Below are 24,416 nucleotides of genomic sequence, written 5' to 3' on the forward strand. Positions count from 1 at the left end.
ATGAAGATTAAAAAGACGCTCGACCGGATTCCCGGCGGCATGATGCTGGTACCGCTGTTCCTGGGGGCGATTATCCACACGGCTTTCCCTAATGCGGGCGAATACTTCGGCGGTTTCACCAAGGGGCTTATGACGGGTACGGTGCCGATCCTTGCTGTATGGTTTTTCTGTATGGGCGCAGCGATTGACGTGCGGGCAACTGGAACGGTACTGCGCAAATCCGGAACACTGGTATTGACCAAAATAGCCGTAGCCTGGGTTGTGGCCCTGATTGCCATCCAGTTCCTGCCTGAAGGCGGCGTGAAGAACGGCTTCTTCGCCGGCTTGTCAGTGCTTGCTATCATCTCAGCGATGGATATGACCAACGGCGGCTTGTATGCCTCCATTATGCAGCAGTACGGGACCAAAGAAGAATCCGGCGCATTCGTGCTGATGTCCCTGGAATCCGGCCCGCTCGTAACCATGCTGATCCTCGGCAGTACCGGTGTAGCCGTATTTGAACCGCATGTATTTGTAGGCGCTGTACTTCCGTTCCTCGTCGGCTTCCTGCTGGGTAACCTTGACCACGACCTGCGCGCTTATTTCGGAAAAGCTACACAGACCCTCATTCCGTTCTTTGGCTTCGCACTCGGCAGCTCGATTGACCTTGGCGTCATTCTGGATACAGGTCTGCTGGGTATTCTGCTCGGTCTCGCTGTTATTGTGATTACCGGTATTCCGCTGATTCTGGCCGACAAGTACATCGGCGGGGGCAATGGTACAGCAGGACTGGCCGCATCCAGCACCGCCGGAGCAGCTGTCGCGAATCCTATGCTGGTGGCTAACCTCAAGCCGGAATTCCTGCCTGCGGCCGAAACCGCAACAGCGCTTGTAGCCGCATCCGTTATTGTGACCTCCATTCTGGTTCCAATCATTACGGCTTACTATTCCGATTATATGAAAAAGAAGAAACCGCCTGTGTCAGAGGGGCCTTCTGATGTTGGAACACCGAAAGCTGCTGTTTAAATAATTCTTATAACAACGTTAATGATATAGTTTATAAAATAGATCTATTTGCTGAACAACCCTCCGTGCGCCTAATGGCGTTATGCGGAGGGTTCTTTTTGTGTGCGGTTACGACCCTGTTAAAGACTGTACAGCCGTTTCGGCCTGCACTGTCGTAATCTTGCTCTCCTGTTCCGGAAACCTGCATAAGCCGGGGCCAATCGTTTATACTGGCGGTATGAGGTGATGTAATTATGGAGCAGGCATTGTTTGAGCGTATTTATGCTTCAGTAGTTGACCGTGAACCGACCTATGACGGTGTTTATTATACGGCAGTGCTTACGACCCGTATCGTCTGCCGCCCGTCCTGCCGGGCCAGGACGCCCAAGGCGGAGAATGTAGAGTTTTATACGTCTTTGGAAAAAGCGGTCCGGGCGGGCTTCCGCCCGTGCAAGCGGTGCCGGCCCGAGGAGGGTGGCACACTCCGCCCGGATGCGGTGCTGGCCGCCCGGGCGGATGCCGTTATGGAGGCCCGGCTGGCTGAGAAGCTGACGCTGGCGAAGCTGGCTGAGGAACTTGCAGTCAGCCCGTTCCATCTGCAGCGGACGTATAAGCGCGTGGCCGGCTGCTCGCCGGCTGCACGGGTGGACCAGCTGCGGTCGGACAAAGCATGCGGGCTGCTGGCCCGTACAGATATGCCGGTTGCCGAGATCGGCAGGGCGGCGGGCTTTCAGGGCGCATCACATTTTGCCGCCTGGTTCACCCGTAAGAACAGTCTGTCACCAACAGAGTACCGCAATCAATCTAAGGGAGGGACTGCTCATGAGCAGAATCACGAGTAAACCTGAAATGGCCGGGAACCGGAGGAGTGCTGCTGCCTTGCCGGTCACAATCTATCATCATACCGTGAATCTTGGAGGCAGAGCATGGACGCTTTGGGCGAGCGCCAAGGGGTTGATCCGCGTTTCCTATGAACAGGATCAGGGTCAGCTTCCGGCGGGCTGGCTGAACCTCCATGCCCCTTCCGCACAGCTTGAAGAGAATGCAGGCGTTTTTGCGGAGATGGGGGTTATCAATCTGCTTGAACGCTATTTCGCGGGTGAAGCTGTCAGCTTCGGCAGTCTGCCGCTTGATCTGTGGGGAACCGCCTTTCAGCAGGAGGTCTGGAAAGGGCTGATGCAGATCCCGCACGGGCAGCTTGCTACCTATAAGGAGCTGGCTGTGCAAATCGGCCGTCCGCTTGCGGTGCGTGCCGTAGGCGCAGCCAACGGTCAAAACCCGATACCGGTCATCGTGCCGTGCCACCGGGTAATCGGGGCGAACGGCACCCTGACCGGCTACCGCGGCGGGCTGAAGCTGAAGCAGGAGCTGCTGGCACTGGAGGGAATTACACATGTGGGGGCGCAGGGACATGAACGATTTGCTTTTTGAGCTGCCGCTGCCGGATTATTTTGACTTGAAGGCCTGTCTGGCCTATATGAACCGCTCCCCGCTGGAGTGCCTGTTCCGTCCGGACAATGAGGGGGTTAACCGGCTGTTTATGCCGGAAGGGAAGCCGCTGCTGGTCCGCCTGACAACGGCGGCGGAACAGCCTCCGCGTCTGCAGGTTACACTGCTGAGCGGGGCTGTTCCTGGAGCGGAGGCCACGGCCGGCCTGGTCCGCTATATTGTGGAGTGGTTTGATCTGGACCGCGATCTCGCCCCGTTCTTTGGGCTTGCGGAACGGGACCCGCTGCTGCAGCCGCTGGCTGTGAGCGAAAGGGGGCTGCGGATTATCGGCATCCCGGATCTGTTCGAGGCCTTGTGCTGGGCTATTCTCGGCCAGCAGGTCAATCTGGCCTTTGCCTACAGGCTCAAGCACAGGCTCACTGCCGAATACGGGACTTCATTAGAATATGAAGGACACACGTATTATCATTTCCCTGCACCGGAGGTGTTCCTCACGGTCACCCAGGAGGAGCTGTGCAGCCTGCAGCTGACCCGCAACAAAGCGCGGACGGTGCTGGAGGTTGCCGCCCTTATCGCCGGAGGCGGCCTGAGCCGGGAGGAGCTGCTGGCCCTGCCCTCGCCGGAGGAAGCGGAGGCGCGCCTGCTGAAGCTCCGGGGCATCGGCCCGTGGACCTCGCAGTATGTGCGGATGCGCTGCCTGCGTGATACAACCGCGTATCCTACAGGCGATGTCGGCCTGCAAAATGCGGTCAAATTCCTGGCCGGCATGGACCGCAAGCCTACGCCTGCGGAGCTGCTGGAGCTGGCGGTGCCCTGGAAGGGCTGGGAAGCCTACGCCACCTTTTATTTGTGGCGGGCGCTTTATTAAGCCAAGCTCCCGCTAATCAGGCCAGGCGCTTATTTCAGCAGCGGCTCCGCCAGCTGCACCATCTCTTCCTTGCTGAAGAACTGCCCGCTCATCTCGTCGAGCTGGTACTGATAGGTTGCGCCATCCGGTGCCTCAGCGGTCCAGGTCAGGCTGTTGCCGCCTTTGTAGCGGGTATAGATCAGGTCAGTGCCTCCGGAAGTCAGCTTCTCGGCGGTGAACGCAACCTTTTCATCTACGTAAGCTGTAGCCGTCCCTTCGGTTTTGCTTATGCTTACAGTTACTTCGTTAGCTCCCTGCCGGTAAGCGGCTTTCACGTTAAGCAGATTGTCTGACAGTCCGACAGGCTGCAGGGCATAGCCCTTGCCAGACTCCTCTGCCTGCTTGCGCAGCTTGTCTGTTATAGCTGCCGCTTCTTCGGGGGCAGGCTTAAGCGGCTCATATCTGACGGAGGCGCTGTGGAAGGCGTAGCCGTCAGGAAGCTGCCCGGCAAGTCCGATCTCCTGTCCGGCTAGCTTGGCCTGCAGATCAGACCAGTCACTGTAGATCACGGGCTTGGACCTCATGTCGGTTACACCGTCCGGATTGTGCGCAGTGACATAAAAAATCGCTGCCGTACCGTCCTGAAGCAGCTGCTCCCCGAGCTCCCGGGTGTAATCAAGCCGCTGAACCGCTTCCTCCTGCTGCGCAGGGAATTCTGCTGCCGGTTTCACCTGGTAAGTAAGCTCCCCGTCCTTATTCTTCAGGCTCTGATAATGTACTGCGGCAAATCCGGAGGACGCCGTCAGCAGCAGCCCCGCCATAACCAGTACACCTACTTTGTATTTCATAAAGAACCTCTCCTTTGTCTGCTTAGTGGCATATAACCGTTCCATCACCCTGCCGGACACATCCATTTCTGCTGGTGCGGCCTTAAGAAGGATGTCTTTCAATTCCTTGTCGTTGTAAACCGGCATAGCGGTCCTCTCCCTTCGCATTTGCATAGTATTTGCGGAACTTCTCCGCTGCGCGTTCGTATTTCTTCCGCAGCCGGGCACTGTTCTGCTGCAGAATCAGGCTGATATCCTGATAGCTCATCTCCTCCACCGAGCGCAGGATCAGCAGGTTGCGTTCCTCTGCCGACAGCTTGGCCATAGCCCGCTGAACCTTTTCGTCCAGATACTTGGCTTCAATCTGCTGGTCTACCGGCCTGTGCTGTGTCTCATCCTGATAAAACAGCTTGAGCGCCTTGCCCAGCTTCCTTTTGCGCAGCACATCGATGCACTGGTTATAGGCGATTTTGTACAGCCAGGCTCCAAACGGTACTTCGGGATTATACTTGTCCAGGGAGCGGTAGGCTTTGAAAAAAACCTCCTGTGCGCTGTCCTCAGCCTCCGGATAAGAGCCGAGCATGTGATAGCAGTAGAGGATAATCGGTTTCTGATAAGCAAGCACGATGCTTTCAAATTTTCCGGTATCCCCGGCCAGAACCTCACCGACCGTCCGCTGCAGTTCAGTATTTTCCAAGGCTGTTCACCTCCTTTCAATCTGTACAACGGAGCAGGCAGCGGGAATGTGACATTTTTTCTGAAAAGCATATCTGAATTTGCGAAAAAAAGCCCGTACAGCTATAAAGCAGCTGACGGGCTTTACTAGAGAGATTACTGCTGCCGCTTCGTGAAAATCTGGAAGGTAACGCCGAACTTGTCGGTCACCATGCCGTAAGCAGGGCTGAAATACGCTGGTCCCAGTTCGATATCCACCTGTCCGCCTTCTTTCAGCACGCTATACAACTGCTCTGACGTTTGCGCCTCACTGGTGGAGATGCAGAGATTCAGCCCGTTGCCGGTCTGCCGCGTCTGCCCCGGCTCCAGGTCCGCTACGAACATTGTGGTATCACCGATGCGGAGTACGGAATGGGCAATCCGCGCCTTGTCTTCGTCAGACAGAGGCGTATCGTGATCAAGCGGGCCTTCCCCGACAGTCTGCATAAAAAGCAGCTTTGCACCCAGACTCTCCTGATAAAAGTTAATCGCCTCGCGTGCTGTTCCTTCAAGCATAATAAACGGATTTACTTCTATAGACATTATAAATCGCTCCTCCGGCTGTAGATTTGCCCGTCCATCCGGGCTATGCTCTTATTGTAGGCTGTAATAGTGACAACTATTGTCACAAATAAAAAAGGAATGGAGATAATGCCATGTCCAAATCCAAAAGGCTGCTGGACCTGATGATGACGGTCAACCGCAAACGGAAATTCAACGTCAGGGAGCTGGCCGATGAATTTGGCGTGTCCACCCGGACCATTCTCAGGGATCTGCAGGAGCTTGGCGAGCTGGGTGTTCCGCTGTATTCCGAGGTAGGACCGCATGGGGGCTACCAGGTGCTGAATGAACGGATTCTTCCGCCGATTGCTTTTACGGAGGAGGAGGCGGTGGCGATTTTTTTTGCCAGCCATGCCCTGCGCCATTATGAGTATCTGCCCTTTAAAGAAGCATCGGTCACCGCATTGCGCAAATTTTATCACTATATGCCCGGCGATGTGCGGGACCGCATTGATGAGCTGAAGAACCGGATTGATTTTGTGACCCCTGCGCGTCAGGCGGAATTCCCTTACCTGTCTGTCCTGCTGGAAGCGGCCATAGACCAAAAGGTGCTGCTTATCGGCTATGAGTCAAGGGGAGAGCGCAGGCTGCGTCCGGTTCAGCCGGTCGGCATTTATGCGAGCAACGGGCTGTGGTACTGTCCGGCCTATTGCTTTTTGCGCGGAGGCATCCGCGTGTTCCGCTGTGACCGGATTGATGCTGTAGAGGAAGAGGCTTCAGGCTATGAGCCGCTTGATCTGCGCCGGGTTCACTTGGGGAACAGGCATGAGTATACGGCAGAAGGGCAGCCGGGAGGACAGTCTGATGGGGCGGAAGCGCAAAAAAACCGGAACAAGGTCCGGCTATACGCAGAGCTGACAGCTGAAGGGGTGCAGGCCTGCGAGGCGGAGCTGTGGTCCGCTTCGCTGCTGCATATCCGTGCCGGCGGCACCGGCTGGCTGGAGGGAGAGGCGCCGGCGCAGGATCTGCGCTTCTTCGCCCGGTTTTTTACCGGGCTGGGCAATGAAGCGAAGGTCCAGGAGCCGCCTGAGCTGGTGGAAGAGCTGAAGACGATGCTGGAAGAGATGCTGCGAAAATACAGCTAAGCAGCGGACTGCAAGCCATGATGATGGGGCGCAGCAAGCTGAGCGGTCTATTCAGCCCAGCCATACCTCAGCCAGCCGGCGGATGCCTGCGCCGATCCGCTCTTCCGGGATGGCCCCGAAGCCCAGAATAAACTCAGGGGTATCCTTCCTGTGCGCCTCTGCTCCCGATTGCCCCCACCACGTATACGACATCGGGGTCACGCGGATTCCGGCGGCTGCAGCTGTGTCTGCCAGCAGGCGCGCATCACCGCCGCGGTTCAGCCGGAGCAGAAGGTGAAAGCCTGCTCCCTGTCCGCGTATTGCCGCCTGCTCCCCGAAGTATAAATGGATGGCCTGCAGCAGAGAATCATGCTTCTTCTGATAGAGCAGCCGCATCCGCCGCAGATGTCTGGCGAAATGCCCGCGCTCCATGAAATAATGCAGCGCGATCTGGTTCAGCCGCGAAGCGGAATGCTCCAGGTACAGCTCTTTTGCCAGGTTATGGTAAGCCGGGAGCAGCTCCTCCGGCAGCACCATGTAATGTACACAAAAGGCAGGGGCAACCGATTGGGCGAAGCTGCCCATGTAGATCACCCGGCTGTTCTCCATAAGCCCCTGCAGGGAGGGAACCGGCCTGCCGTGGTAGCGGAACTCGCCGTCGTAATCATCTTCAATGATATAGCCGCCCGTGGCTCTGGCCCAGTCCAGCAGGGCATGGCGCTTGGCTATGGACATAATCATCCCGCAAGGAAACTGGTGGGAGGGCGAAATGTATACAGCGCCAGCACCGCTATCGCGCAGCTGTTCTATATCAAGCCCGTCTTCCTCCAGGGGAACGGGAATGATCTCATAGCTGTTTCTGGCAAAAGCAGCCGGCAGCAGATGGTAACCCGGATCTTCAATGCCAAGCCGCCGGTTACTGCCGGGCAGAATATGGCACAGTAGCGTGCAGAGCAGATGCTGGTCACCGCCGATCACGACCTGCTCCGGGGTGCAGCGCAGCCCCCGGAACTGCCGCAAATGAGCTGCGATGCTGCCGCGCAGAGCCGGCTCGCCCTGCGGGTCGCCATACTGCAGCAGGTCGGGATTGGCAAGCTGCTCCTGAAAGAGCCTGCGCCAGATTTTGTGGGGAAACAGCGAAAAATCATTTTTGGAGATATGAAAATCATATAGGTAATGCTGCGGGTCTCGGGGCGTAATCCGCGGAGCAGGCAGAGAGGGCCGGCTGGCGTCCGCATCTGCAGCGGCGGCTCTGCTGCTGAGCATATGCATCGGCTCCACAGCATACCCGCTGCGCGGCCGGCTGGCGATAAAACCTTCGGAAACCAGCTGCTGGTAGGCCAGCTCGACCGGAGTGGCGCTGATATTCAGCTGTCCGGCCAGGACGCGGATGGAGGGCAGGCGTGTGCCTGCAGGCAGTGCGCCGCCGAGAATCTCTTTTTTGAAATAGTCGTACAGCTGGATGTAATACGGAAGTTTGCGGTCTTCGCTAAGCATGGGGTTTATTAACATAAGGTTCTCATCTGTCCTTTGAAATTAGCTTGTTTTGTATATTTTACAGAATACAGATTTGCAATACCATAGAGCTATTAATGAAGACAGGGGATGACATAATGGGTAAGCATTCAGGGTTATTGACAGGAGAACGGGTGTATCTGCGCCCGCTGAACAGGGAGGATGCCGAGGTGTATTACCATATGTTCTTCGGGGAGGAGACACGCCGGCTTACAGGAACGCAGAAGCACATTAACAAAGAGCAGATCAGTGCCTATATCGACCGCAAGGCGGGAGATGACAGCGGGGTGCTGCTGCTGATTGCCCTAAAAGAGAACGATGAGGTCATCGGCGACATTGCAATACAGGATATGGACCGGGGCAACCGGACCGCCAATCTGCGGCTGGCTATCGGTGAAGAGCGGCATCAGAACCGGGGATACGGGCGGGAGGCGCTGCTGCTGATGCTGGAGTACGGCTTTGGCATTTTGAATCTGCACCGGATTGAGCTGGAGGTCTACACCTTCAACAGCCGTGCTGAGCATGTCTACGAGAGCGTCGGCTTTGTACGGGAGGGCGTGCGGCGGCAGACGCTTTTTTATAATCATGAGTACCATGATGTAGTAATGATGAGCATGCTGGAGCATGAGTATCGCGAGCGATATGTACAACAAAGGTCAAAATAGGTCAAAAAAGTTGAATGGTAAAAATAAGCTTTGAAAAACAAGCCGAAATGCCGGAATTTCCCGGTTTTTCGGTTTTGAGCCTGCACCGGGAGCGCGCTATAATAAAGCCATAAGAAAGATCAAATAAAGTCAAAGTCAAAAACAACAAACAAAAGTCAAAGAGAGGAGAATGAAACATGTTTGATTTGGTCCCTTTTGGAAAACGCAGAGATGATGTATTCGGTGCCCTCACAAAGTCTTTACATGATGTCTTTAATGATGAGTTTTTTGCCCCGATGACCGGCGGCAGCGCTCTGTCTTTCCGGACAGATATCCGCGAAAGCGGGCAGGCCTATCTGATTGAGGCTGAACTGCCGGGCTTCAGCAAGGACGACATCGACATTGATTATTCGAGTCCTTATCTGACGATTAAGGCGGTGCGCAAGGAAGAAAGCAGCCGGGAAAATGAAGAACAGCAGGTTGTGCGCCGGGAACGCCGTTATGGTGAATATGTACGCCGCTTCTACGTGCAGGATATTAACGGGGATGACATCCGGGCTTCACTGAAGGACGGGCTGCTGAGACTTGAAGTGCCCAAGCGGCAAAAACCCGCCGGCAAGCGGATCGAAATTCAGGATGACGGAAACTCCGGGCAACAGCTTCAATAAGCTGTCCAAGTCTGCGCGGAGTGCTGAAGAAGTACGGGGTGCGGGACAGCGGTTTTATGCCGGATGTCCCCTCTTAGCTCCGCAGCATCAGCGGCTTCACCGGGCTTTTTATATAGCAGTTCATACAAAGGCGCATTGTAGTGGGGATACCGGCTATAGTGCGTCTTTTCTGAATAAACTGAAAGAGATGGCATGCAGAGTCTTAGAAAGGAGAGGATCGCCTTGGCGGCCAAAAATTACTACGATGCGCTTGGCGTAAGCAGGCAGGCGGGCAAGCAGGAGATTAAAAAGGCTTACCAGAAGCTTGCGAAGCAGTGGCATCCCGATGTGAACAAGGCTCCGGAGGCGGAGGCCAGATTTAAGGAAGCCGCGGAAGCCTACGAGGTACTGGGCAATGAAGAGAAGCGGGCAGCTTATGATGAGGAGCTGCGCTTTGGGGCTGCCGGGTCCGGCTCCGCCGGCAGCTGGCGTGCCGGCGGTCCGTCATCGGGCTGGCAGTCCGGCTGGGAGTCTGTATTCGGGGCAGGCCGGGGCGGTGCTTATTCCGCTTCAGGCAGCGGGATAGACGAAGAGGATTTATTCGGGATGTTTTTTGGCAGCCGGGGTGCGGCGGACCGGGCGGGCTTTGACTTTTTCGGCGGTTTTGGCGGTGGGCAGGGAATGGCCCAGGCACAGCTGGAGATTAGTCTTGAGCAGGCCTATAAGGGCGGCAATGTAACTGTGCAGGTAGGCGGCCGGGAGGTGACGGTCAGCATTCCGCCCCGCTCAGCCGAGGGAACTGTGATCCGTGTACCCGGCGGGTCCGGCCAGAGCGATGAGCTGCTGATCGTCCTGCAGCTTGCGCCACACTCTATCTACGAGACTCAAGAAGGGGATCTGCACGGCACGGTTGAAATTGCGCCATGGCAGGCTGTGCTTGGCGGAGAAGCCCAGGCGCCGCTGCCTGACGGCAGCAGTATCCGGCTGAAGATCCCGGCCGGAACGGCAGGCGGCCACACGCTGCGCATTCCAGGCAAGGGACTGAAGCGCCAGAACGGAACGAACGGCGATATCCTGTTCCGGATGGAGATTGTCATTCCGGCGGAAACAGGCGGGACGGAGAAGGCGCTCTACCGGAAGCTGGCTGATGCAAGCAGCTATCAGGCCGGAGTAAAGCGCGGCAGCAGCGGAAAACGGCGGCAGAATGCGGCTAGGGGCTGACCGGCCGGGTAATGATTATAGAAGGAATAAGCATCGAAGGGTACAAGAAATCGTTCTCCCATGAAAGGTGATGAAGGCATATGGATTTCAACAAGTTAACCCAAAAGCTGCAGGAAGCAGTCGCTGCAGCACAATCGCTGGCGGCGGCTGCCGGGCATCAGGAGATCGACAATCTCCATCTGCTGAAGGCGCTGCTCCAGCAGCAGGAGGGCCTGCTGCCAAGGCTGCTGCAGAAACTGAATGTTCCCGCAGCCGAACTGCTGCGCGGTACAGAAGAGCTGCTGCAGCGGAAGCCGAGCGTCAGCGGCTCGGGCGCAGGCACTATGCGGCGATATGCATCAGCCTCGCTGATCGAAGTGCTGGAGCAGGCCGAGAAGGAAGCAGCCGCGATGCATGACGAGTTCGTGGCCGTAGAGCATGCCGTGCTGGCGATGGTATCGGACACGGGCAGCGGTAACCGGGAGCTGCGCGGCTTATTCACCAGCCGCGGCATTACGCGCGACAAGCTGCTGGCTGTACTGGCGGAGATCCGCGGCCACCAGCGGGTGACCAGCCGGGAGCCGGAGGCCACCTATGAGGTGCTGGAGAAGTACGGTCGTGATCTGGTCGCCGAGGTGCGGGCCGGCAAAATCGACCCCGTCATCGGACGCGACGGCGAGATCCGCCGGGTGATCCGCATCCTCTCCCGCAAGACGAAGAACAACCCGGTGCTGATCGGGGAGCCGGGGGTCGGGAAGACGGCGATCGTCGAAGGTCTGGCCCACCGGATAGTCCGCCGGGATGTGCCGGAGGGACTGAAGGACAAGACGATTTTTTCGCTGGATATGAGCGCTCTGGTCGCCGGTGCGAAGTACCGGGGCGAGTTCGAGGAGCGGCTGCAGGCCGTGCTCAAGGAAATCCGCGAGAGCAACGGGCGGATTATCCTGTTCATCGACGAGCTGCATACCATCGTCGGCGCAGGCAAAACCGAAGGCGCGATGGATGCCGGCAATATGCTGAAGCCGATGCTGGCCCGCGGGGAGCTGCACTGTATCGGGGCAACTACACTGGATGAGTACCGCAAGTACATCGAGAAGGACCCGGCGCTGGAGCGCCGCTTTCAGCAGGTGCTGGTCAGTGAGCCGGACGTTGAGGACACCATCTCCATTCTGCGCGGGCTGAAGGAACGGTTCGAGGTGCATCACGGGGTCAAAATCCATGACAGCGCCCTGGTCGCTGCGGGCGTGCTGTCGAATCGCTATATCACCGACCGCTTCCTGCCGGATAAGGCGATTGATCTGGTGGACGAAGCGTGCGCGATGATCCGCACCGAGATTGACTCGATGCCGGGCGAGATGGATGAGGTTACCCGCCGCCTGATGCAGATGGAGATCGAAGAAGCGGCGCTCAAGAAGGAAACGGATGACGCCAGCGCACGCCGGCTGGAGAATCTGCAGCGGGAGCTGGCTGATCTGAAGGAGAAGCATCTCACCATGACCGCCCGCTGGGAGAAGGAGAAGTCGGCCATCCAGGGCATCCGTGACCTGAAGAAGAAGCTGGAGCAGGCCCGCAAGGAGCTGGTCGACGCCCAGGAGATCTACGACTTGAACAAGTCGGCCGAGCTCAGCTACGGTATCATCCCGGAGCTGGAGAAGCAGGTGAAGGCTGCGGAGGAAGCGGCGCAGCAGGATCAGGAGAGCCGGCTGCTGCGCGAAGCCGTGACGGAGGAGGAGATCGCCGATATCGTGTCCCGCTGGACCGGCATCCCGGTCAGCAGGCTCGTAGAAGGCGAGCGGGATAAGCTGCTGCGGCTGGAGGAGACGCTGCATGAGCGGGTTGTCGGCCAGGAGGAGGCCGTATCACTGGTGGCCGATGCTGTGCTGCGCGCCCGGGCCGGGATCAAGGACCCGAACCGTCCGATCGGCTCGTTCCTGTTCCTCGGGCCGACCGGGGTCGGCAAGACCGAGCTGGCGAAGGCGCTGGCGGTCTCGCTGTTCGACCGGGAGGACGGCATGATCCGCATCGACATGTCGGAGTACATGGAGAAGCACAGTGTCTCCCGTCTCGTCGGCGCGCCTCCGGGCTACATCGGCTATGAGGAAGGCGGCCAGCTCACCGAGGCGGTCCGCCGCCAGCCGTACACGGTTGTGCTGCTGGATGAGGTCGAGAAGGCCCATCCGGATGTGTTCAACATCCTGCTGCAGCTGCTTGATGACGGGCGGCTGACCGATTCGCAGGGCCGGGTCGTCGATTTCAAGAACACGATCGTCATCATGACCTCGAACATCGGCTCACCGCATCTGATCCAGGGAACGGATGACAACGGTGATCTTACCCAGGCGGTCAAGGACCGTGTAATGAAGGAGCTGAGCGGCCATTTCCGTCCAGAATTCCTCAACCGGGTGGACGACATTGTCATGTTTAAACCGCTGACGATGGCGGAAATCGGCCAGATTGTCCTCAAGCTGGCAGGCAGCCTGCGCCTGCGCCTCGCCGAGCGCGGCATCGGGCTCACGCTTACCGATGCCGCCGTGCGCTTCATCGCCAAGGAGGGCTTCGACCCGGTATACGGGGCCAGACCGCTGAAGCGGTTCATCCAGCGCAGCCTGGAGACACCGGTCGCGCGGGCGCTGATCGCCGGGCAGGCGGAGGAAGGCTCGGTGCTGGCCGTCGATGAGGCGGACGGCAAGCTGAGCGTTGCTATTCGCCAGCAAGAGCCTGCCGGCGCTGCGGGCAAGGCATGAGCGGGCTTATGGCCGGCTGCTGATCGTAGCCTGCGGCTGCCCGGCTGGAGAGCAGCCGCAGACTACAGGCCGGGAGCTGGAGGCGGCGGGTTCTTCTGTCTTCTATGGCAAGGAGATTCCTGCTTTCTATTTCAGTGAATAGTTGAACTCGCCGGGGAAGAGCCGGGGGGTAACGTACATTCCGTTAGTCTCCCTGAGGAATAGCTGCATTTTTTGCAACTATTTGGGCCGGAAATTATGCTTTTCACGATATAACTGCACTCCGTGCAGCTATTCCTGGAGTTTTCAGCCCAAAAAGCCCGTTGGCGGCCTTTTAATTGCACAAACTGTAATTAAAGGCCGCTGCGGGCTTATTTTGGTTGGGATAGTTGTAAAGAATGCAGTTAAACTGCCGGGCAGGGTGATTAGCTGCCGAATTAAGCGGTACGTGGCTGGCCGGTATTGTCATTCCACCCAGGGAACCAGCTTGGGCTGCTGGTCGAGGATGGACTGATACTGCTCCTTCCAGCCGTATTGGCCGTCGGGGTCCAGCAGCATGTAGCGCAGGTACTTATCGAGCCGGTACTCCGGCTTGGACCAGCCCAAATGCTTGAGCCGCAGGTTGCTGAGCTGATGGGGCAGCTCAAAAATATTCTCCGGCAGCCGGCCGCAATGCTGCGGCGTGTTGTTCCAGACATAGGCGAACTCCTCCCGGTAGCGCAGCAGAAACGGCCGGTAGCTCTGGTGGGAGCGCCAATAATTGTCCTCGCGGTAATGGTTGTCGTCCCAGAAATCATACAGCCGGAAGCAGAACAGGTCGCAGCTCTCCTCCTGCAGTAGAAGCTTGATGTCGCTGGCGAACCGGTCTTCAAATACCTCGTCGGCATCGAGGCTCAAGATCCATTCGGGATTGGTTTTGACAACTTCCTCCCACTGCTGCAAGCGCATATCAGCTTCATTATTGAATTTGGAGACGTCATTACGCACCAGATGCAGCGGGATGCCGTGCAGCACTTCACGGCAAATGTCGGCCGTATTGTCGGTGCTGCCGTCATCAATAATGACGGCCTCGTCAATATATGTGCGGTGCTGCTGCAAAACCTGCCGCAGGAAGCGCTGGCTCTCGTTTTTGACAATCATCGTCAGCGTAAGCCTGGGCCGTCTGGCTGCCGGCGGGGCATCTCCGGCTGCCGCCGGTTCCGCCGTTCCGTCCGAGCCGTCCGCCGGGGGAGCCTTGCGCAGTTGCTCTTCAGCCTCTGCCGCAGACCATAACCCGTCAGCGGACGTGCCCCCCCGCTCTTGCGGCGGTTCCGCCGCAGCGCCGTTGCCTCCGCCCCCGTCAGCCGTGCCAACTCCGTCAACCGCCTTGTTTCCGCTCCCGTCAGCCGTGCCAACTCCGCCATCCGCCTTGCCCCCGCCTAACGTGTCAACGCTGTGGGCTGCACCAGCCCCGCTCCCCGCCGTGCCACGGCCAGCCCCGTCCGCCCCGCCGTCCTCCGCCCCGCTTCCTCCGCCCGCCGCCAGCTCCGTTGTCGTCTGCCGGATATAATCCGCGACCTTTTCCAGGTCGCTGTCGCGGTACAGATGCAGCGCCGGGTAGTGGGTATCCACATACAGCGGGATGCCGAGTGCAGCGGCGCGGATGCAGAAATGGCGGTCCTCGCCCCAGTACGAGATGTTGCGGATCATATCATAACTGACCCCGGAGCTGATCGCCAGGCGGCTGATCAGAGTGCAGGCGCCGAGGCCGCCGACCTCATAGATTCCCGGCAGCTGCAGCTTGGCCAAAAAGGCGTGAAACCGCCGGTTAATCTCCGTCTGGCTGGGCTTCTCCCCGGGCAGGATCTCCCACTGGTTGTATTCATCGTGCATCCAGACCTGCGGCTGCAGCATCGTTCCGGGCTGCCACTGGGTCCAAAAGACCTCCGAGATGATATCCTTTCCCGTCCCGATCAGATGCAGCAGGGTATCGGGGTGGAGGATCAGATCGGAATCGATCAGGAACAGATGGTCATAGCCAAAGGCGTCGGCCCGGCGGATCATCAGATTTTTGAACCCGGCGACCTTCCAGACCAGATCGGAGTTCCAGTAATGGGTAGTGTCATTGCGGATATAGGCATCATGGAAGCCCGAGGACTGCAGAAAAACCTCACTGCCGGGCGGGGCGTACTGCTGCAGCAGCAGGCTGGAGGCGCTATCCCCGTTGTCATCGATAAAATAAAAATCCAGCGCTATTCCGTCACGGCGGAGGCGCAGAAGGGAATTCAGGAACTGCTCCAGGACTTGCGGTTTCTGATGAATCGGGCTGCCGAGCAGCACACGGGTTTTCGTCTCACTCATGGCCTGGCACTCCGTGCAGGGTTATCATAATTGTACATCCCCTCGTATATGCAAATAGATGTTATGAAATATATGTATTCAATATATTGAGAGAAGCACTAGACTAATCCTGATTTTTTGCAGCCGTGAGAAAATTTATGGATTGGTGCTTTGGGAAAGGCCGTTGTACAATACCGCATAGGCAGACGAGAACCTTACATAGGGATGAGGGGAGTGGGGGAAATGGAGCAGTCACCCCTGAAGGTGGAGCAGCTGATCAAGCTGCTGCTGGCGATGAATTCGTACGCCGAGGTGTACTGGCATGATGCAGACGGGCAGTACAGGGCGCTTTTGAATGAGGATATAGAGGAGATCTACGCACCGGAGAAGGCAGCCAAGACGATCGTTCAGTTCGGCAGCCCCCGCAAGCCCGGGTCATTTTGTAGCTTACGATTTCAAGGAATAAACAGGAGGTAATGAAATGACGGAATCAGCAGGTAAAGTCAAATTATCGCAATGGGATGCCTTGCTGCTTGAATCGCTGCGCGGACAGGGCTGGACGGATGAGCAGCTGCTTGGGATCACTTCCGCAGCAGAGCTGCCGGAGGATAGCAGCCCGTTTGAATTCGATTATAAGCAGCTGGCTGCCTTTGCGGCAGAGAAGCCTGAGGAGTACCGGCAGGCTGTAACGGAAGGGTACCAGATCAAGTACAACACGATCCGCGGTATCCGCAGCTGGATTCTGGTTGCGCTCGGCAAAGAGCCGAAGCTGGAGCTGGAAGAGGGCAAGGAAGCGGTTGAGGCTAAATTGACTGCCGACGAAAGAACCCGCGTGGAGCAGGTTCTGTCCTTCGGCTGGGCGATCCGTCCCGCTGCTCCGCAGACGGACGGCGTTTACCGGATTGAACCGGTCCAGCGGTAACAGCTTATTGAATGGAATAACAGCCCTCCGGCATGATGCCGGGGGGCTATCTATATTACATTTGTGTTGCGGAAACAGGAAACAGGGATAAACACAGCCGGGTATGCATGAAATAAACTAAGGGAAAAGAGACGGGCGCTGCGCCTCAGAACTACATATTCAGCTGAATCTTGCGGGTGCTGAGCACGCCGTCCAGTCCGGTAGGGTCCGCGCTTACTTTATGGGCTACAAAGGCTTCTGCCCGCTCCGAAGTGCGGATACGCACCGGCTTGGTCTCCATATGCACCAGCTCCCACATCACTTCGGCTACTGACTCCGGCGTCTGCGGCTTCACATTGCGCTGCAGAAAGGCTGCGGTGTAGGCATCGATTACCGGCTTATATTCATCCTCCAGAATACCGCCGGTGCCGGCTACGTGCCCCATTACGGTTTTGGTGAATTCGGTAGCAATGGCTCCCGGCTCCAGCAGGGTTACATCAATGTTGAATTGCGGCTTGTAATAGGTAGCCAGGCTTTCGAGCAGCCCTTCCACCGCAAACTTGCTGGCACAGTAAATCTCGTTCATAGGCTGTCCGACAAGCCCGCCTACACTTGAAGTGGCGACAATATGCGCATATCCGCTCCTCTGCAGCAGCGGCAGTGCTGCCCGGATGGTGTGCATCACCCCGTAGACATTCGTGTCGAATACGCGGTGAATGTCTTCCACCGGCGCCTGGCCGAGGGCACGGAGATAGCCGAAGCCGGCATTGGCGAACAGCACGTCAAGTGAGCCCTGCTCATCCGAAATCAGGTCAATAACGCTCTGGATGCTGGCCGGATCGGTAACCTCAAGCTGCACGAAATGCAGATTATTTTCCTTACGGTACAGCTCCTGATCACGCGCCGGATTGCGTGTCCCGGCATAGACAGTCCAGCCCTCCCGGGCGAAGCGCAGAGCCGTAGCCAGGCCGATTCCGGTGGATGCACCAGTAATGCAGATGATTTTTCCCATCGTTATTTTGCCTCCTGAAGATAAGGTGCGTAACCATTTTTTACACATTGCAGCATAAAGCAGGTGCAGCTTTCTTAAGTTTACATAAAGACTGTATTTTCGCGTGTTTTTGCGGACACCTTATGTTGTAGGATCGTTTTCATTACGGTAGACTATAAAGGAGTCTATAGTTGTAAGCGAATGGAGAGGAACAATGGAAGTGTTTAAGCGTTATTATGCAAATTTGACGGTCCGGCGCTTTGGAATTCTGGTGCTGATCGGTCTGCTGCTCTACAGTATCAGAGATATGCTTAATTTGGTGCTTCTGACATTTTTGATTGCTTATGTGATGAACAGCTTTCAGGTTCTGCTGACGAAGCGGATCAGCAAGTTTATCAAAGTGAACAGCAAGGTCATTATTGTTATTTTGTATCTGGCGCTGATTGCGATGATCGTGCTTGCCCTGATTAAATATTTGCCCAAAGTGTTCGAGCAAGTCAAGCAGTTAACCACTTATCTGTCGAACTTAACTTCTGACGATATCCCGCAAAACCAGATTACCCTGTACCTGTTCGATACGCTCAAGGACCTTAATTACCAGTCCTACCTCAAGGGCGGTATTGATTATGTGTTCAAAATCAGCAACTGGGGTACCACCTTCGTATTATCCACCATTCTGAGCTTTGTTTTCATCCTGGAAAAAGGCCGCATTGTCAGCTTTACTTCCCGCCTGAGAGAGAGCAAGATTTCCTGGTTCTACGTCGAGCTTGAGTATTTCGGCAAAAAATTCATCTCCTCCTTCGGTAAGGTCATTGAAGCGCAAATTCTGATCGCGCTGTTCAATACCGTGTTTACCGTTATAGGGCTGTGGATTCTGGGCATGTTCTTCTCACCGTTCCCTTACCTGTTCGCGCTTTCCATCATGATTTTCCTGCTCAGTCTGATTCCGGTGGTCGGCTTTGTGATCTCTCTGGTTCCGCTTTGTATTATCGGTTATAACATCGGCGGGCTGGAAATGGTTATTTATGTACTGGCCATGATTGCCGTGCTTCACTTTATGGAGGGCTATTTCCTCAATCCGAAGCTGATGTCCTCCAAGATGAATCTGCCGATGTTCTATACCTTTATTGTGCTGCTCTTCTCGGAGCATTACATTGGCGTATGGGGGCTGATCCTCGGGATTCCAATCTTCGTCTTTTTCCTGGATATCCTTGATGTTACCCGTGATGAGCCTGCCAAGCTCCTGAAATAACCGGAAGTTAACCGCATCTATAAGAAAAAGGCAACCCGTAAGCAGAAGCTTTCCGCCGGGCTGCCTTTTTTTTGCATGTTTATTAATAGGTTCGGCTTAAGTACGGGAATGCTAGCTCTAATTATCCGGATCAGCCGAAGGTGGTTGCGACGCTCTGTGTTACAAGCTCTCTTAATTCGGCTTTTTGGGCTATGTACTGCTCAGCCGTAATGCTGCCGCCGGCCAGACGCAGATCCAGCTGTTCCGTCAGCTGGGCGATCTGCAGGTTAATGACACTGTCGATATTGCCGCCGTTTTCTGCTGCGATATCCTTAAGGGATTTGCCCTCATACAGTGACTCATACAGCTCTTCATCCGAGGACTGGTTCAGTGCGTCCAGCAGCTCATCCTTATCAGCCACCGGGGTCGAAGTGGACCATTTGGCTACCGGTGAGGCAAGGGCTGCGGTTCTGCCCCAGGCGGTTCCTCCAAAAGACATGGCGACAATCATTGTCCCGACAATCATCACTCGTTTTATATTCATGTAAATATCCTCTTTTCATAATGTAATATATCGGTAAGGGGTCATAGGCTGGGTCAGCTAGGATAAGTATGCTTAAGTGCATTATAACCGGCAAAGCTGAGGCTAAGCTTAAGTCCGGTTAAAGATTACCTAAATAATGGCGCTCCGCTTGGGTCAGGGCAATGAACCAAGGTATACTGTCAGGAGGAACGCAGAACGGTTAATGACGGTTATTAAGAGAAGCAGGGCCAGATAGTAAATAAACCATAAGGGTAAGGGGTGAACCGCCCGTGAATAAAAAAGTGCTGGTTGTCGACGATGAACAGAGCATTTCGAGCGCCATTGCCTACGCACTCCGGCGGGAGGGCTATGAGGTAGATACGGCAGGCGACGGCGAGGAGGCGCTCTCCAAGGTGAAGATCTTCCGGCCGAACGCCCTGGTGCTGGATGTGATGATGCCGAAGCTGAGCGGCTATGATGTGTGCCGGCGGCTGGAGAACCGTGATGATATCGGGATTATTCTGCTGACGGTCAAAAATGATATTGTCGATAAAATCGTCGGCCTGGAGCTGGGCGCAGATGATTATATGACGAAGCCGTTTGAAATCCGCGAGCTGCTGGCGCGGGTAAAGGCGCTGCTGCGCAGGCTGGAGAAGAAGACGGGCGAGACTCCCGCTGAGCTGCTCGAATACGGAGAGCTGCGCGTGTACCCTGAGCGGCGTTCGGCTGAGCTCAGGTCTGAAGAGCTGGAGCTGACGCCGAAGGAATTCGATCTGCTGCTGCTCCTGCTCTCCCACCCGCAGCGCGTATATATGCGGGAGGAGCTGCTGGAGCAGGTCTGGGAGATGGATTATGCCGGCGGCACCCGCACGGTGGATATTCATATCCAGCGGCTGCGCAAAAAGCTCGGCGAGCCCTACCAGAACATGCTCCAGACCGTGTACGGGGTGGGCTATAAAGCGGCGCCGGCCGGGAGCTATCCATGAGATTCAGCATCAAGCTGAAATTCAGCCTGTTCCTGGGGCTTCTGCTCATTCTGGCGGTCAGCGTGCTGAGCTATTTGGTGCTGCGCGGGGTGGAGCGCAATGAGCAGGTACAGGCGGAGGCTTCCCTTGCCCAGCATGTCAAAACGGTCAATTTGCGGGTGAAGCAGGCCTATTATACCGGCGTGCGCCTTGAGCCGCAGCAGTTCCTGCAGCGGCGCGGCCGTGAGCTGGCCGGAGAGCTGGCCGGCTTTACCGGTCTGGAAGTTACACTGTACGACGCCGGGGGCGGGCAGGTGGGAACCTCGGTGCAGGGTGTGCCTGAGTCCGGAAATCCAGGCACAGCCGATGCACTGGCTTATGCACTCCAGGACAAGGTCGCCTATCAGAGCAAGGGAGACAAGCTGCTGTATCTGGCTCCGCTGCAGGGCCCTGAGGCACAGATGGGTGTAGTGCAGCTGCAGTATTCGCTGAAGAATGCCCAGGCCTTCCAGCAGACGCTCCGTACTCTGTTCCTGACAACCGGTGCTGCCGTGCTGCTGCTCAGCTTCATCACCGGTTACCTGTATTTCAGCCGTGCGGCGGCGGCGATCAGCCGGCTGAAAAGGGCGGCGGAATCGATCCGCCACGCCGAATATATCTCCGCCCCGCCGGTGAAGCGCAAGGATGAGCTGGGCGAGCTGGCGGAGGGGATTTATTACATGAGCCGGGAGATTGAATCCAGCATCGCCGCCAAGGATGAGGAGCAGCGCAAGCTGCAGCTCGCCGTAACCAAGCTTCAGGCGCTGGAGCAGCAGCAGAAGCAGTATATCGGCAATATCAGCCATGAGTTCAAGACGCCGCTGACCTCGATCAAGGCTTATGTGGACCTGCTCAATATGTATGACGATGACCCCAAGCTGCTGTTTGAGGCCAAGACCAACATTGCCAAGGAGACGGAGCGGCTCTACGAAATGGTGGACAAAGTGCTGCAGCTGACTGCGCTGGAGAAGTATGATTTTGAATCACAGGCGGAATTGTTCGAGGTCGCCGAAGGGCTGCGCGATATTTGCGGGCGGATGAACGGCAAGGCAGAGCGCTTTGGATTGACGCTTACCCTGGACGTTGAGCCCGCCCATATCTGGATCGACAAAGAAAGCTTCATGCATATCTTCATCAATCTGATCGACAATGCAATTAAATATAATGTTCCGGACGGGGCAGTCAAGCTGCACAGCAAGGTGCGCGGGGAGCAGGTGGAGATTACCGTCAGCGATACCGGCATCGGTATTCCGGCGGAGGCGCGGGACAAAATTTTCGAGCCCTTCTATACGGTCAACCGTGACCGGGCCCGCGCGTCAGGCGGCACCGGGCTCGGGCTGTCACTGGTGCGCAATCTGGTGGAGAAGCAGGGCGGCAGTATTGTTTTGCTGGAGACAGAGGGCACGGGTTCGGCGTTCCGGCTTACTTTTCCGCTGGTGAAGTAATGTTTACAAGTTGGAAACATCCTGCGGCGGTTTGGAAATAACTTTCGGGTATTGTAGGTGCATCAACATTGTAGGGGGAAGCGATCATGAGCAGACAAGCGGGCGGCAGGGTGGTTCATACGGGGCTGCTGGCGGTGGTGAGTCTGGCTGTTGTATTGTCTGTGACGGCATGCCGTTCAGGGGATACAGAGGCACGGCAGGTCATTGAGAAGGCAGGCACAAAGATTACGGTGATGGAGAATACCAGTGAATCTGTCTATACCAAGCTGCAGCTGGAAGGCATTGATAAGGTGGAGGGTATGCGCGGCCTGGATTGGGTCAGCGAGGACATCATTGCAGTAGACAAAGAGAACCGGAGCCTTGCCCCGCAAATGATTGAAGGCATGGAGCGTTACCCGCACAATCTGTATCTGCACAATCTCTCTGCCGGTGAAGATACCCCGATACAGGAAGGGGACCGGAATTATGGTGCCGCACAGCTGTCTCCCGATAAAAAGTATGTTCTATACAGAGAAACAGATGAAATGGTAGGCCTCGGCTATATCCGCAATCTGGAGTCGGGCGCTTCCGTCCAGGTGGATGAAGCACCTTTCCGGATTGAAGAGGGAGAGTGGGGAGACGACGGACATGTGATTTTCCCCGGAATGGATGGCGTTATTTACAGAACGGATGTGCAGGGGGCAAAAGAGACCGTTGTAGAGTCCGGTGTACCGTATGTGCATGAGGTAGTGCAGTCAGGCAGCATCGTCTATTATGTGACCGGTGAGGATATGCAGCTGACCGCTTACGACACCGATTCGAAGCAGCCGAAGGTGCTGAAACAAAGCGTGGTCTGGGTCATTCCGTCTCCGGACGGCAGCAAGCTGGCCATAGTGAAGCGGACGAAGCCGGGTGAGATGGTGCTGGTACTTTGTGACAGCGAGGGCAACGAGCAGACGGAGCTGGCCTCCGGCCAGCAGATATTCGGAACCAGCTGGTCACCGGACGGCAGCAAGCTGGTGTATTCGTTAACCGCCGAGAATCCGGCGGATGACCAAAACGGGGTATTCATTACCGAGCTGGATAGCGGGGAACAGACCCAGCTGCTGGGGGATATTGAGATTGCCGACCAGCTGCGCTGGAGCCCTTCCGGCAAGAAGCTGCTGGCTTCAGCCTCCGTGCTGAAGGATAACAAATACGAGTTCACGACTTATGTGATCAGGCTGTCCTAATGTTAATAAAAAGCGCCTGCGGTATGGCTTTTGCTCATACAGCAGGCGTTTTTCGCCGTTATTGCGGAATCAGCTGGCTGATCTCGTTCAGCAGACCGTTGATCTGGCTGATTGTTTCCGGAATTCCTGTTGATTCGAAGGCGGCCTTGCCTTCTTCGAGGTTCGTTGCGGCCTGATCCAGGCCCTGCTGAAGCTTATCGTTATAGCTGACAATAGACTGGTGCAAATCCGCCGCATATTCCGGAACCTGAAGATTGGCGTATTCAGAAATCTGTTCTTTCAGAGCATTGAGCCGTTCCGTTAAGGCCTCTCTGGCCTGCGAATCTGTCGCTGCATCAGTCGCCAGCGTCTCCATCTCCTGCGCGAATTCGGTTAAGGCCTGCATGTATGAAGCTGTATCGGAGGTGAAAGTAACGGTATTCTCCACCTTCTCGGCAAACCCGCATCCGGGGACAATCAGCAGAACGAGCAGCAGTAGGCTTAGTCCGTATTTTTTCATTTGCTTCACTCCTCTTAAGTATCGTAGGTGCTGGTGTACTCTCATTCATACGTCTTGCCGACAGAGCGGGTTACGGGAAGCATCATGAAATTACGATGAAATTACTATGAATTTAAGTTAAAAATAGTAACGGATTAAATTCTTACTTGACAGGTGGGATTAAAGGGGTATATGATAACACCAATAGTTCACCAGTAATTAAATGAACAGTGAAATAATCACTTGAGCCGATTGGACCGCCAAAGGCTCCCGCAGTACTACCCTATGGAGGGAGTCTGCCGGGAGCCTTTTTTTGTATATTCGGGGTGGGGTTATTTTATTGGCCGATGAAGGAAGGCAGGGATGGTATGACAGATGAGCAATGGGAGCAGCTGGAGGAGGCTGACTATTTGTTCCGCAGAATGGTGCGGAGATTCGTAAAGGAACGCGACCGTGTGAATGTGGAGGGCATTGCCCTGCCGGGCATGCTGATTCTGAACAAGATTATCCGTGACGGGGAGCAGCGGCTGGGTGATCTGGCCGAGGAGCTTGACTTCACTTCCGGTGCGATTACGGCGCTGAGCGATAAGCTGGAAGCCGGCGGGTTCACTGTCCGCAGACGGAAGGAAGATGACCGCAGGACGGTGCTGCTGGGTATTACGGCCAAAGGCCGGGAACTGGTTCAGCGCAACAGAAGCGTTGGAGAGCGATGTATTACGCTTCTGTTCGCGGGCTTTACGGAGGAGGAGCTTGCCCAGCAGAGCCGCTTCTATGAGCGGATTACTCGGAATCTGGAGGGATTCTCGGATACACTGCTGGAGCTGGCCAGACAGAAGGCCGAAGCTCCACCGCCTCCGGCTCCTGAACAGAAGCGGAGAACACCGCCGGATAATAAGTATTTAAGTTACTGATAGGCGGGCCAGATGATGTCTGCCTAAGGTACCGTTAGCTGCGCCGTATTAATAAGCGCCTGCAATACGATAGTGTGCTGAAAAGTAACTGACTAAGCTGCTCATAACTGCCTCAGATAACAAATGTGGTTTATGCTTCTAACAACGAAAATAAGCGTTCATATGCAAAAAGTCTGATTGCTGTTGTATGAGAATTCGCTGCACAGACTTTGGCTGACCAAATTAGG

The 24,416-nt window shown here is 56.1% G+C and carries 25 protein-coding genes; 17 read left to right on the forward strand and 8 right to left on the reverse strand.

The genetic code is table 11. The annotated features are described in order from the left end of the window. The 4 genes from kdgT to M2108_RS09600 all read left to right on the forward strand — a co-directional run bounded on the left by kdgT (position 1) and on the right by M2108_RS09600 (position 3,301). Positions 1–1,005 (forward strand): 2-keto-3-deoxygluconate transporter, encoded by a 1,005-nt coding sequence (gene kdgT, locus M2108_RS09585; protein WP_277468877.1) that lies wholly within the window; start codon positions 1–3, stop codon positions 1,003–1,005. Between the two features lie 233 nt (positions 1,006–1,238). Continuing rightward, the gene (locus M2108_RS09590; protein ID WP_277468878.1) at positions 1,239–1,826 is read left to right on the forward strand and encodes a bifunctional transcriptional activator/DNA repair enzyme AdaA; all 588 of its coding nucleotides are present in this window, start codon (positions 1,239–1,241) and stop codon (positions 1,824–1,826) included. Next, on the forward strand, positions 1,807–2,415 hold the full coding sequence (locus M2108_RS09595; RefSeq protein ID WP_277468879.1) for a methylated-DNA--[protein]-cysteine S-methyltransferase: 609 nt from the start codon (positions 1,807–1,809) through the stop codon (positions 2,413–2,415). Before M2108_RS09590 ends, M2108_RS09595 begins: the two co-directional genes overlap by 20 nt. Continuing rightward, on the forward strand, positions 2,396–3,301 hold the full coding sequence (locus M2108_RS09600) for a DNA-3-methyladenine glycosylase family protein (RefSeq protein WP_277468880.1): 906 nt from the start codon (positions 2,396–2,398) through the stop codon (positions 3,299–3,301). The genes M2108_RS09595 and M2108_RS09600 overlap by 20 nt, the downstream gene beginning before the upstream one ends. A 29-nt stretch (positions 3,302–3,330) precedes the next feature. Here M2108_RS09600 and M2108_RS09605 read toward each other — a convergent pair whose 3' ends face one another. From M2108_RS09605 to M2108_RS09615, 3 genes are all read right to left on the reverse strand, one after another. Further along, positions 3,331–4,128, reverse strand: coding sequence for a hypothetical protein (locus M2108_RS09605; RefSeq protein WP_277468881.1), 798 nt, complete (start codon positions 4,126–4,128; stop codon positions 3,331–3,333). A gap of 82 nt (positions 4,129–4,210) precedes the next feature. After that, positions 4,211–4,804 carry an RNA polymerase sigma factor gene (locus M2108_RS09610; RefSeq protein WP_277468882.1) on the reverse strand — a complete coding sequence of 198 codons (594 nt, stop codon included), beginning with the start codon at positions 4,802–4,804 and terminating at the stop codon, positions 4,211–4,213. A 134-nt stretch (positions 4,805–4,938) separates the two neighbouring features. Continuing rightward, positions 4,939–5,364, reverse strand: coding sequence for a VOC family protein (locus M2108_RS09615; protein ID WP_277468883.1), 426 nt, complete (start codon positions 5,362–5,364; stop codon positions 4,939–4,941). Positions 5,365–5,477: 113 nt separating this feature from the next. On the opposite strand from M2108_RS09615, the gene M2108_RS09620 reads away from it, so the two are divergent. Continuing rightward, complete coding sequence (locus M2108_RS09620) at positions 5,478–6,467, forward strand: helix-turn-helix transcriptional regulator (protein WP_277468884.1); 990 nt, start codon at positions 5,478–5,480, stop codon at positions 6,465–6,467. Positions 6,468–6,518: 51 nt separating this feature from the next. On the opposite strand, the gene pdxR is transcribed toward M2108_RS09620, so the two are convergent. Then, positions 6,519–7,958 carry a MocR-like pyridoxine biosynthesis transcription factor PdxR gene (pdxR, locus tag M2108_RS09625; RefSeq protein ID WP_277468885.1) on the reverse strand — a complete coding sequence of 480 codons (1,440 nt, stop codon included), beginning with the start codon at positions 7,956–7,958 and terminating at the stop codon, positions 6,519–6,521. Positions 7,959–8,059: 101 nt separating this feature from the next. On the opposite strand from pdxR, the gene M2108_RS09630 reads away from it, so the two are divergent. The 5 genes from M2108_RS09630 to M2108_RS09655 all read left to right on the forward strand — a co-directional run bounded on the left by M2108_RS09630 (position 8,060) and on the right by M2108_RS09655 (position 13,338). Then, the gene (locus M2108_RS09630) at positions 8,060–8,626 is read left to right on the forward strand and encodes a GNAT family N-acetyltransferase (RefSeq protein WP_277468886.1); all 567 of its coding nucleotides are present in this window, start codon (positions 8,060–8,062) and stop codon (positions 8,624–8,626) included. Positions 8,627–8,802: 176 nt separating this feature from the next. Beyond that, a complete protein-coding gene (locus tag M2108_RS09635) occupies positions 8,803–9,273 on the forward strand; it encodes an Hsp20/alpha crystallin family protein (RefSeq protein WP_277468887.1) in 471 nt (156 codons plus the stop codon). Positions 9,274–9,495: 222 nt separating this feature from the next. Next, the gene (locus tag M2108_RS31420) at positions 9,496–10,473 is read left to right on the forward strand and encodes a DnaJ C-terminal domain-containing protein (RefSeq protein ID WP_481856882.1); all 978 of its coding nucleotides are present in this window, start codon (positions 9,496–9,498) and stop codon (positions 10,471–10,473) included. Between the two features lie 80 nt (positions 10,474–10,553). Next, the gene (clpB, locus tag M2108_RS09650) at positions 10,554–13,196 is read left to right on the forward strand and encodes an ATP-dependent chaperone ClpB (protein ID WP_277468888.1); all 2,643 of its coding nucleotides are present in this window, start codon (positions 10,554–10,556) and stop codon (positions 13,194–13,196) included. Beyond that, positions 13,150–13,338, forward strand: coding sequence for a hypothetical protein (locus tag M2108_RS09655; RefSeq protein WP_277468889.1), 189 nt, complete (start codon positions 13,150–13,152; stop codon positions 13,336–13,338). Before clpB ends, M2108_RS09655 begins: the two co-directional genes overlap by 47 nt. Positions 13,339–13,640: 302 nt before the next feature. Here M2108_RS09655 and M2108_RS09660 read toward each other — a convergent pair whose 3' ends face one another. Next, positions 13,641–15,515, reverse strand: coding sequence for a glycosyltransferase family 2 protein (locus M2108_RS09660; protein ID WP_277468890.1), 1,875 nt, complete (start codon positions 15,513–15,515; stop codon positions 13,641–13,643). Between the two features lie 222 nt (positions 15,516–15,737). On the opposite strand from M2108_RS09660, the gene M2108_RS09665 reads away from it, so the two are divergent. Next, positions 15,738–15,971 (forward strand): hypothetical protein, encoded by a 234-nt coding sequence (locus tag M2108_RS09665; protein ID WP_277468891.1) that lies wholly within the window; start codon positions 15,738–15,740, stop codon positions 15,969–15,971. Positions 15,972–15,975: 4 nt separating this feature from the next. Next, a complete protein-coding gene (locus M2108_RS09670) occupies positions 15,976–16,416 on the forward strand; it encodes a hypothetical protein (RefSeq protein ID WP_277468892.1) in 441 nt (146 codons plus the stop codon). A 151-nt stretch (positions 16,417–16,567) separates the two neighbouring features. On the opposite strand, the gene M2108_RS09675 is transcribed toward M2108_RS09670, so the two are convergent. Next, positions 16,568–17,407 (reverse strand): SDR family oxidoreductase, encoded by an 840-nt coding sequence (locus M2108_RS09675; protein ID WP_277468893.1) that lies wholly within the window; start codon positions 17,405–17,407, stop codon positions 16,568–16,570. A 193-nt stretch (positions 17,408–17,600) separates the two neighbouring features. Here M2108_RS09675 and M2108_RS09680 point away from each other — a divergent pair, with 193 nt between their 5' ends. After that, a complete protein-coding gene (locus M2108_RS09680; protein ID WP_277468894.1) occupies positions 17,601–18,638 on the forward strand; it encodes an AI-2E family transporter in 1,038 nt (345 codons plus the stop codon). 130 nt (positions 18,639–18,768) lie between these two features. On the opposite strand, the gene M2108_RS09685 is transcribed toward M2108_RS09680, so the two are convergent. Further along, complete coding sequence (locus M2108_RS09685; RefSeq protein ID WP_277468895.1) at positions 18,769–19,161, reverse strand: hypothetical protein; 393 nt, start codon at positions 19,159–19,161, stop codon at positions 18,769–18,771. A 269-nt stretch (positions 19,162–19,430) separates the two neighbouring features. On the opposite strand from M2108_RS09685, the gene M2108_RS09690 reads away from it, so the two are divergent. The 3 genes from M2108_RS09690 (at position 19,431) to M2108_RS09700 (ending at position 22,800) form a co-directional block, all read left to right on the forward strand. Next, on the forward strand, positions 19,431–20,126 hold the full coding sequence (locus tag M2108_RS09690) for a response regulator transcription factor (protein ID WP_277468896.1): 696 nt from the start codon (positions 19,431–19,433) through the stop codon (positions 20,124–20,126). Further along, a complete protein-coding gene (locus tag M2108_RS09695; protein WP_277468897.1) occupies positions 20,123–21,589 on the forward strand; it encodes a sensor histidine kinase in 1,467 nt (488 codons plus the stop codon). The genes M2108_RS09690 and M2108_RS09695 overlap by 4 nt, the downstream gene beginning before the upstream one ends. An 86-nt stretch (positions 21,590–21,675) precedes the next feature. Continuing rightward, positions 21,676–22,800, forward strand: a complete 1,125-nt coding sequence (locus M2108_RS09700; RefSeq protein ID WP_277468898.1) for a TolB-like translocation protein — start codon at positions 21,676–21,678, stop codon at positions 22,798–22,800. Between the two features lie 58 nt (positions 22,801–22,858). Here the strand turns inward: M2108_RS09700 and M2108_RS09705 are convergent, their stop codons facing one another. Then, complete coding sequence (locus tag M2108_RS09705; protein ID WP_277468899.1) at positions 22,859–23,299, reverse strand: DUF6376 family protein; 441 nt, start codon at positions 23,297–23,299, stop codon at positions 22,859–22,861. A 347-nt stretch (positions 23,300–23,646) separates the two neighbouring features. Between M2108_RS09705 and M2108_RS09710 the strand changes: the two genes are divergently transcribed. Next, positions 23,647–24,189: a MarR family winged helix-turn-helix transcriptional regulator gene (locus M2108_RS09710; RefSeq protein ID WP_280776991.1), complete on the forward strand. Its 543-nt coding sequence runs from the start codon at positions 23,647–23,649 to the stop codon at positions 24,187–24,189. Positions 24,190–24,416: the final 227 nt, after the last annotated feature.

The sequence above is a fragment of the Paenibacillus sp. PastM-3 genome (assembly GCF_029893965.1).
Lineage (GTDB): Bacteria > Bacillota > Bacilli > Paenibacillales > Paenibacillaceae > Paenibacillus_AQ.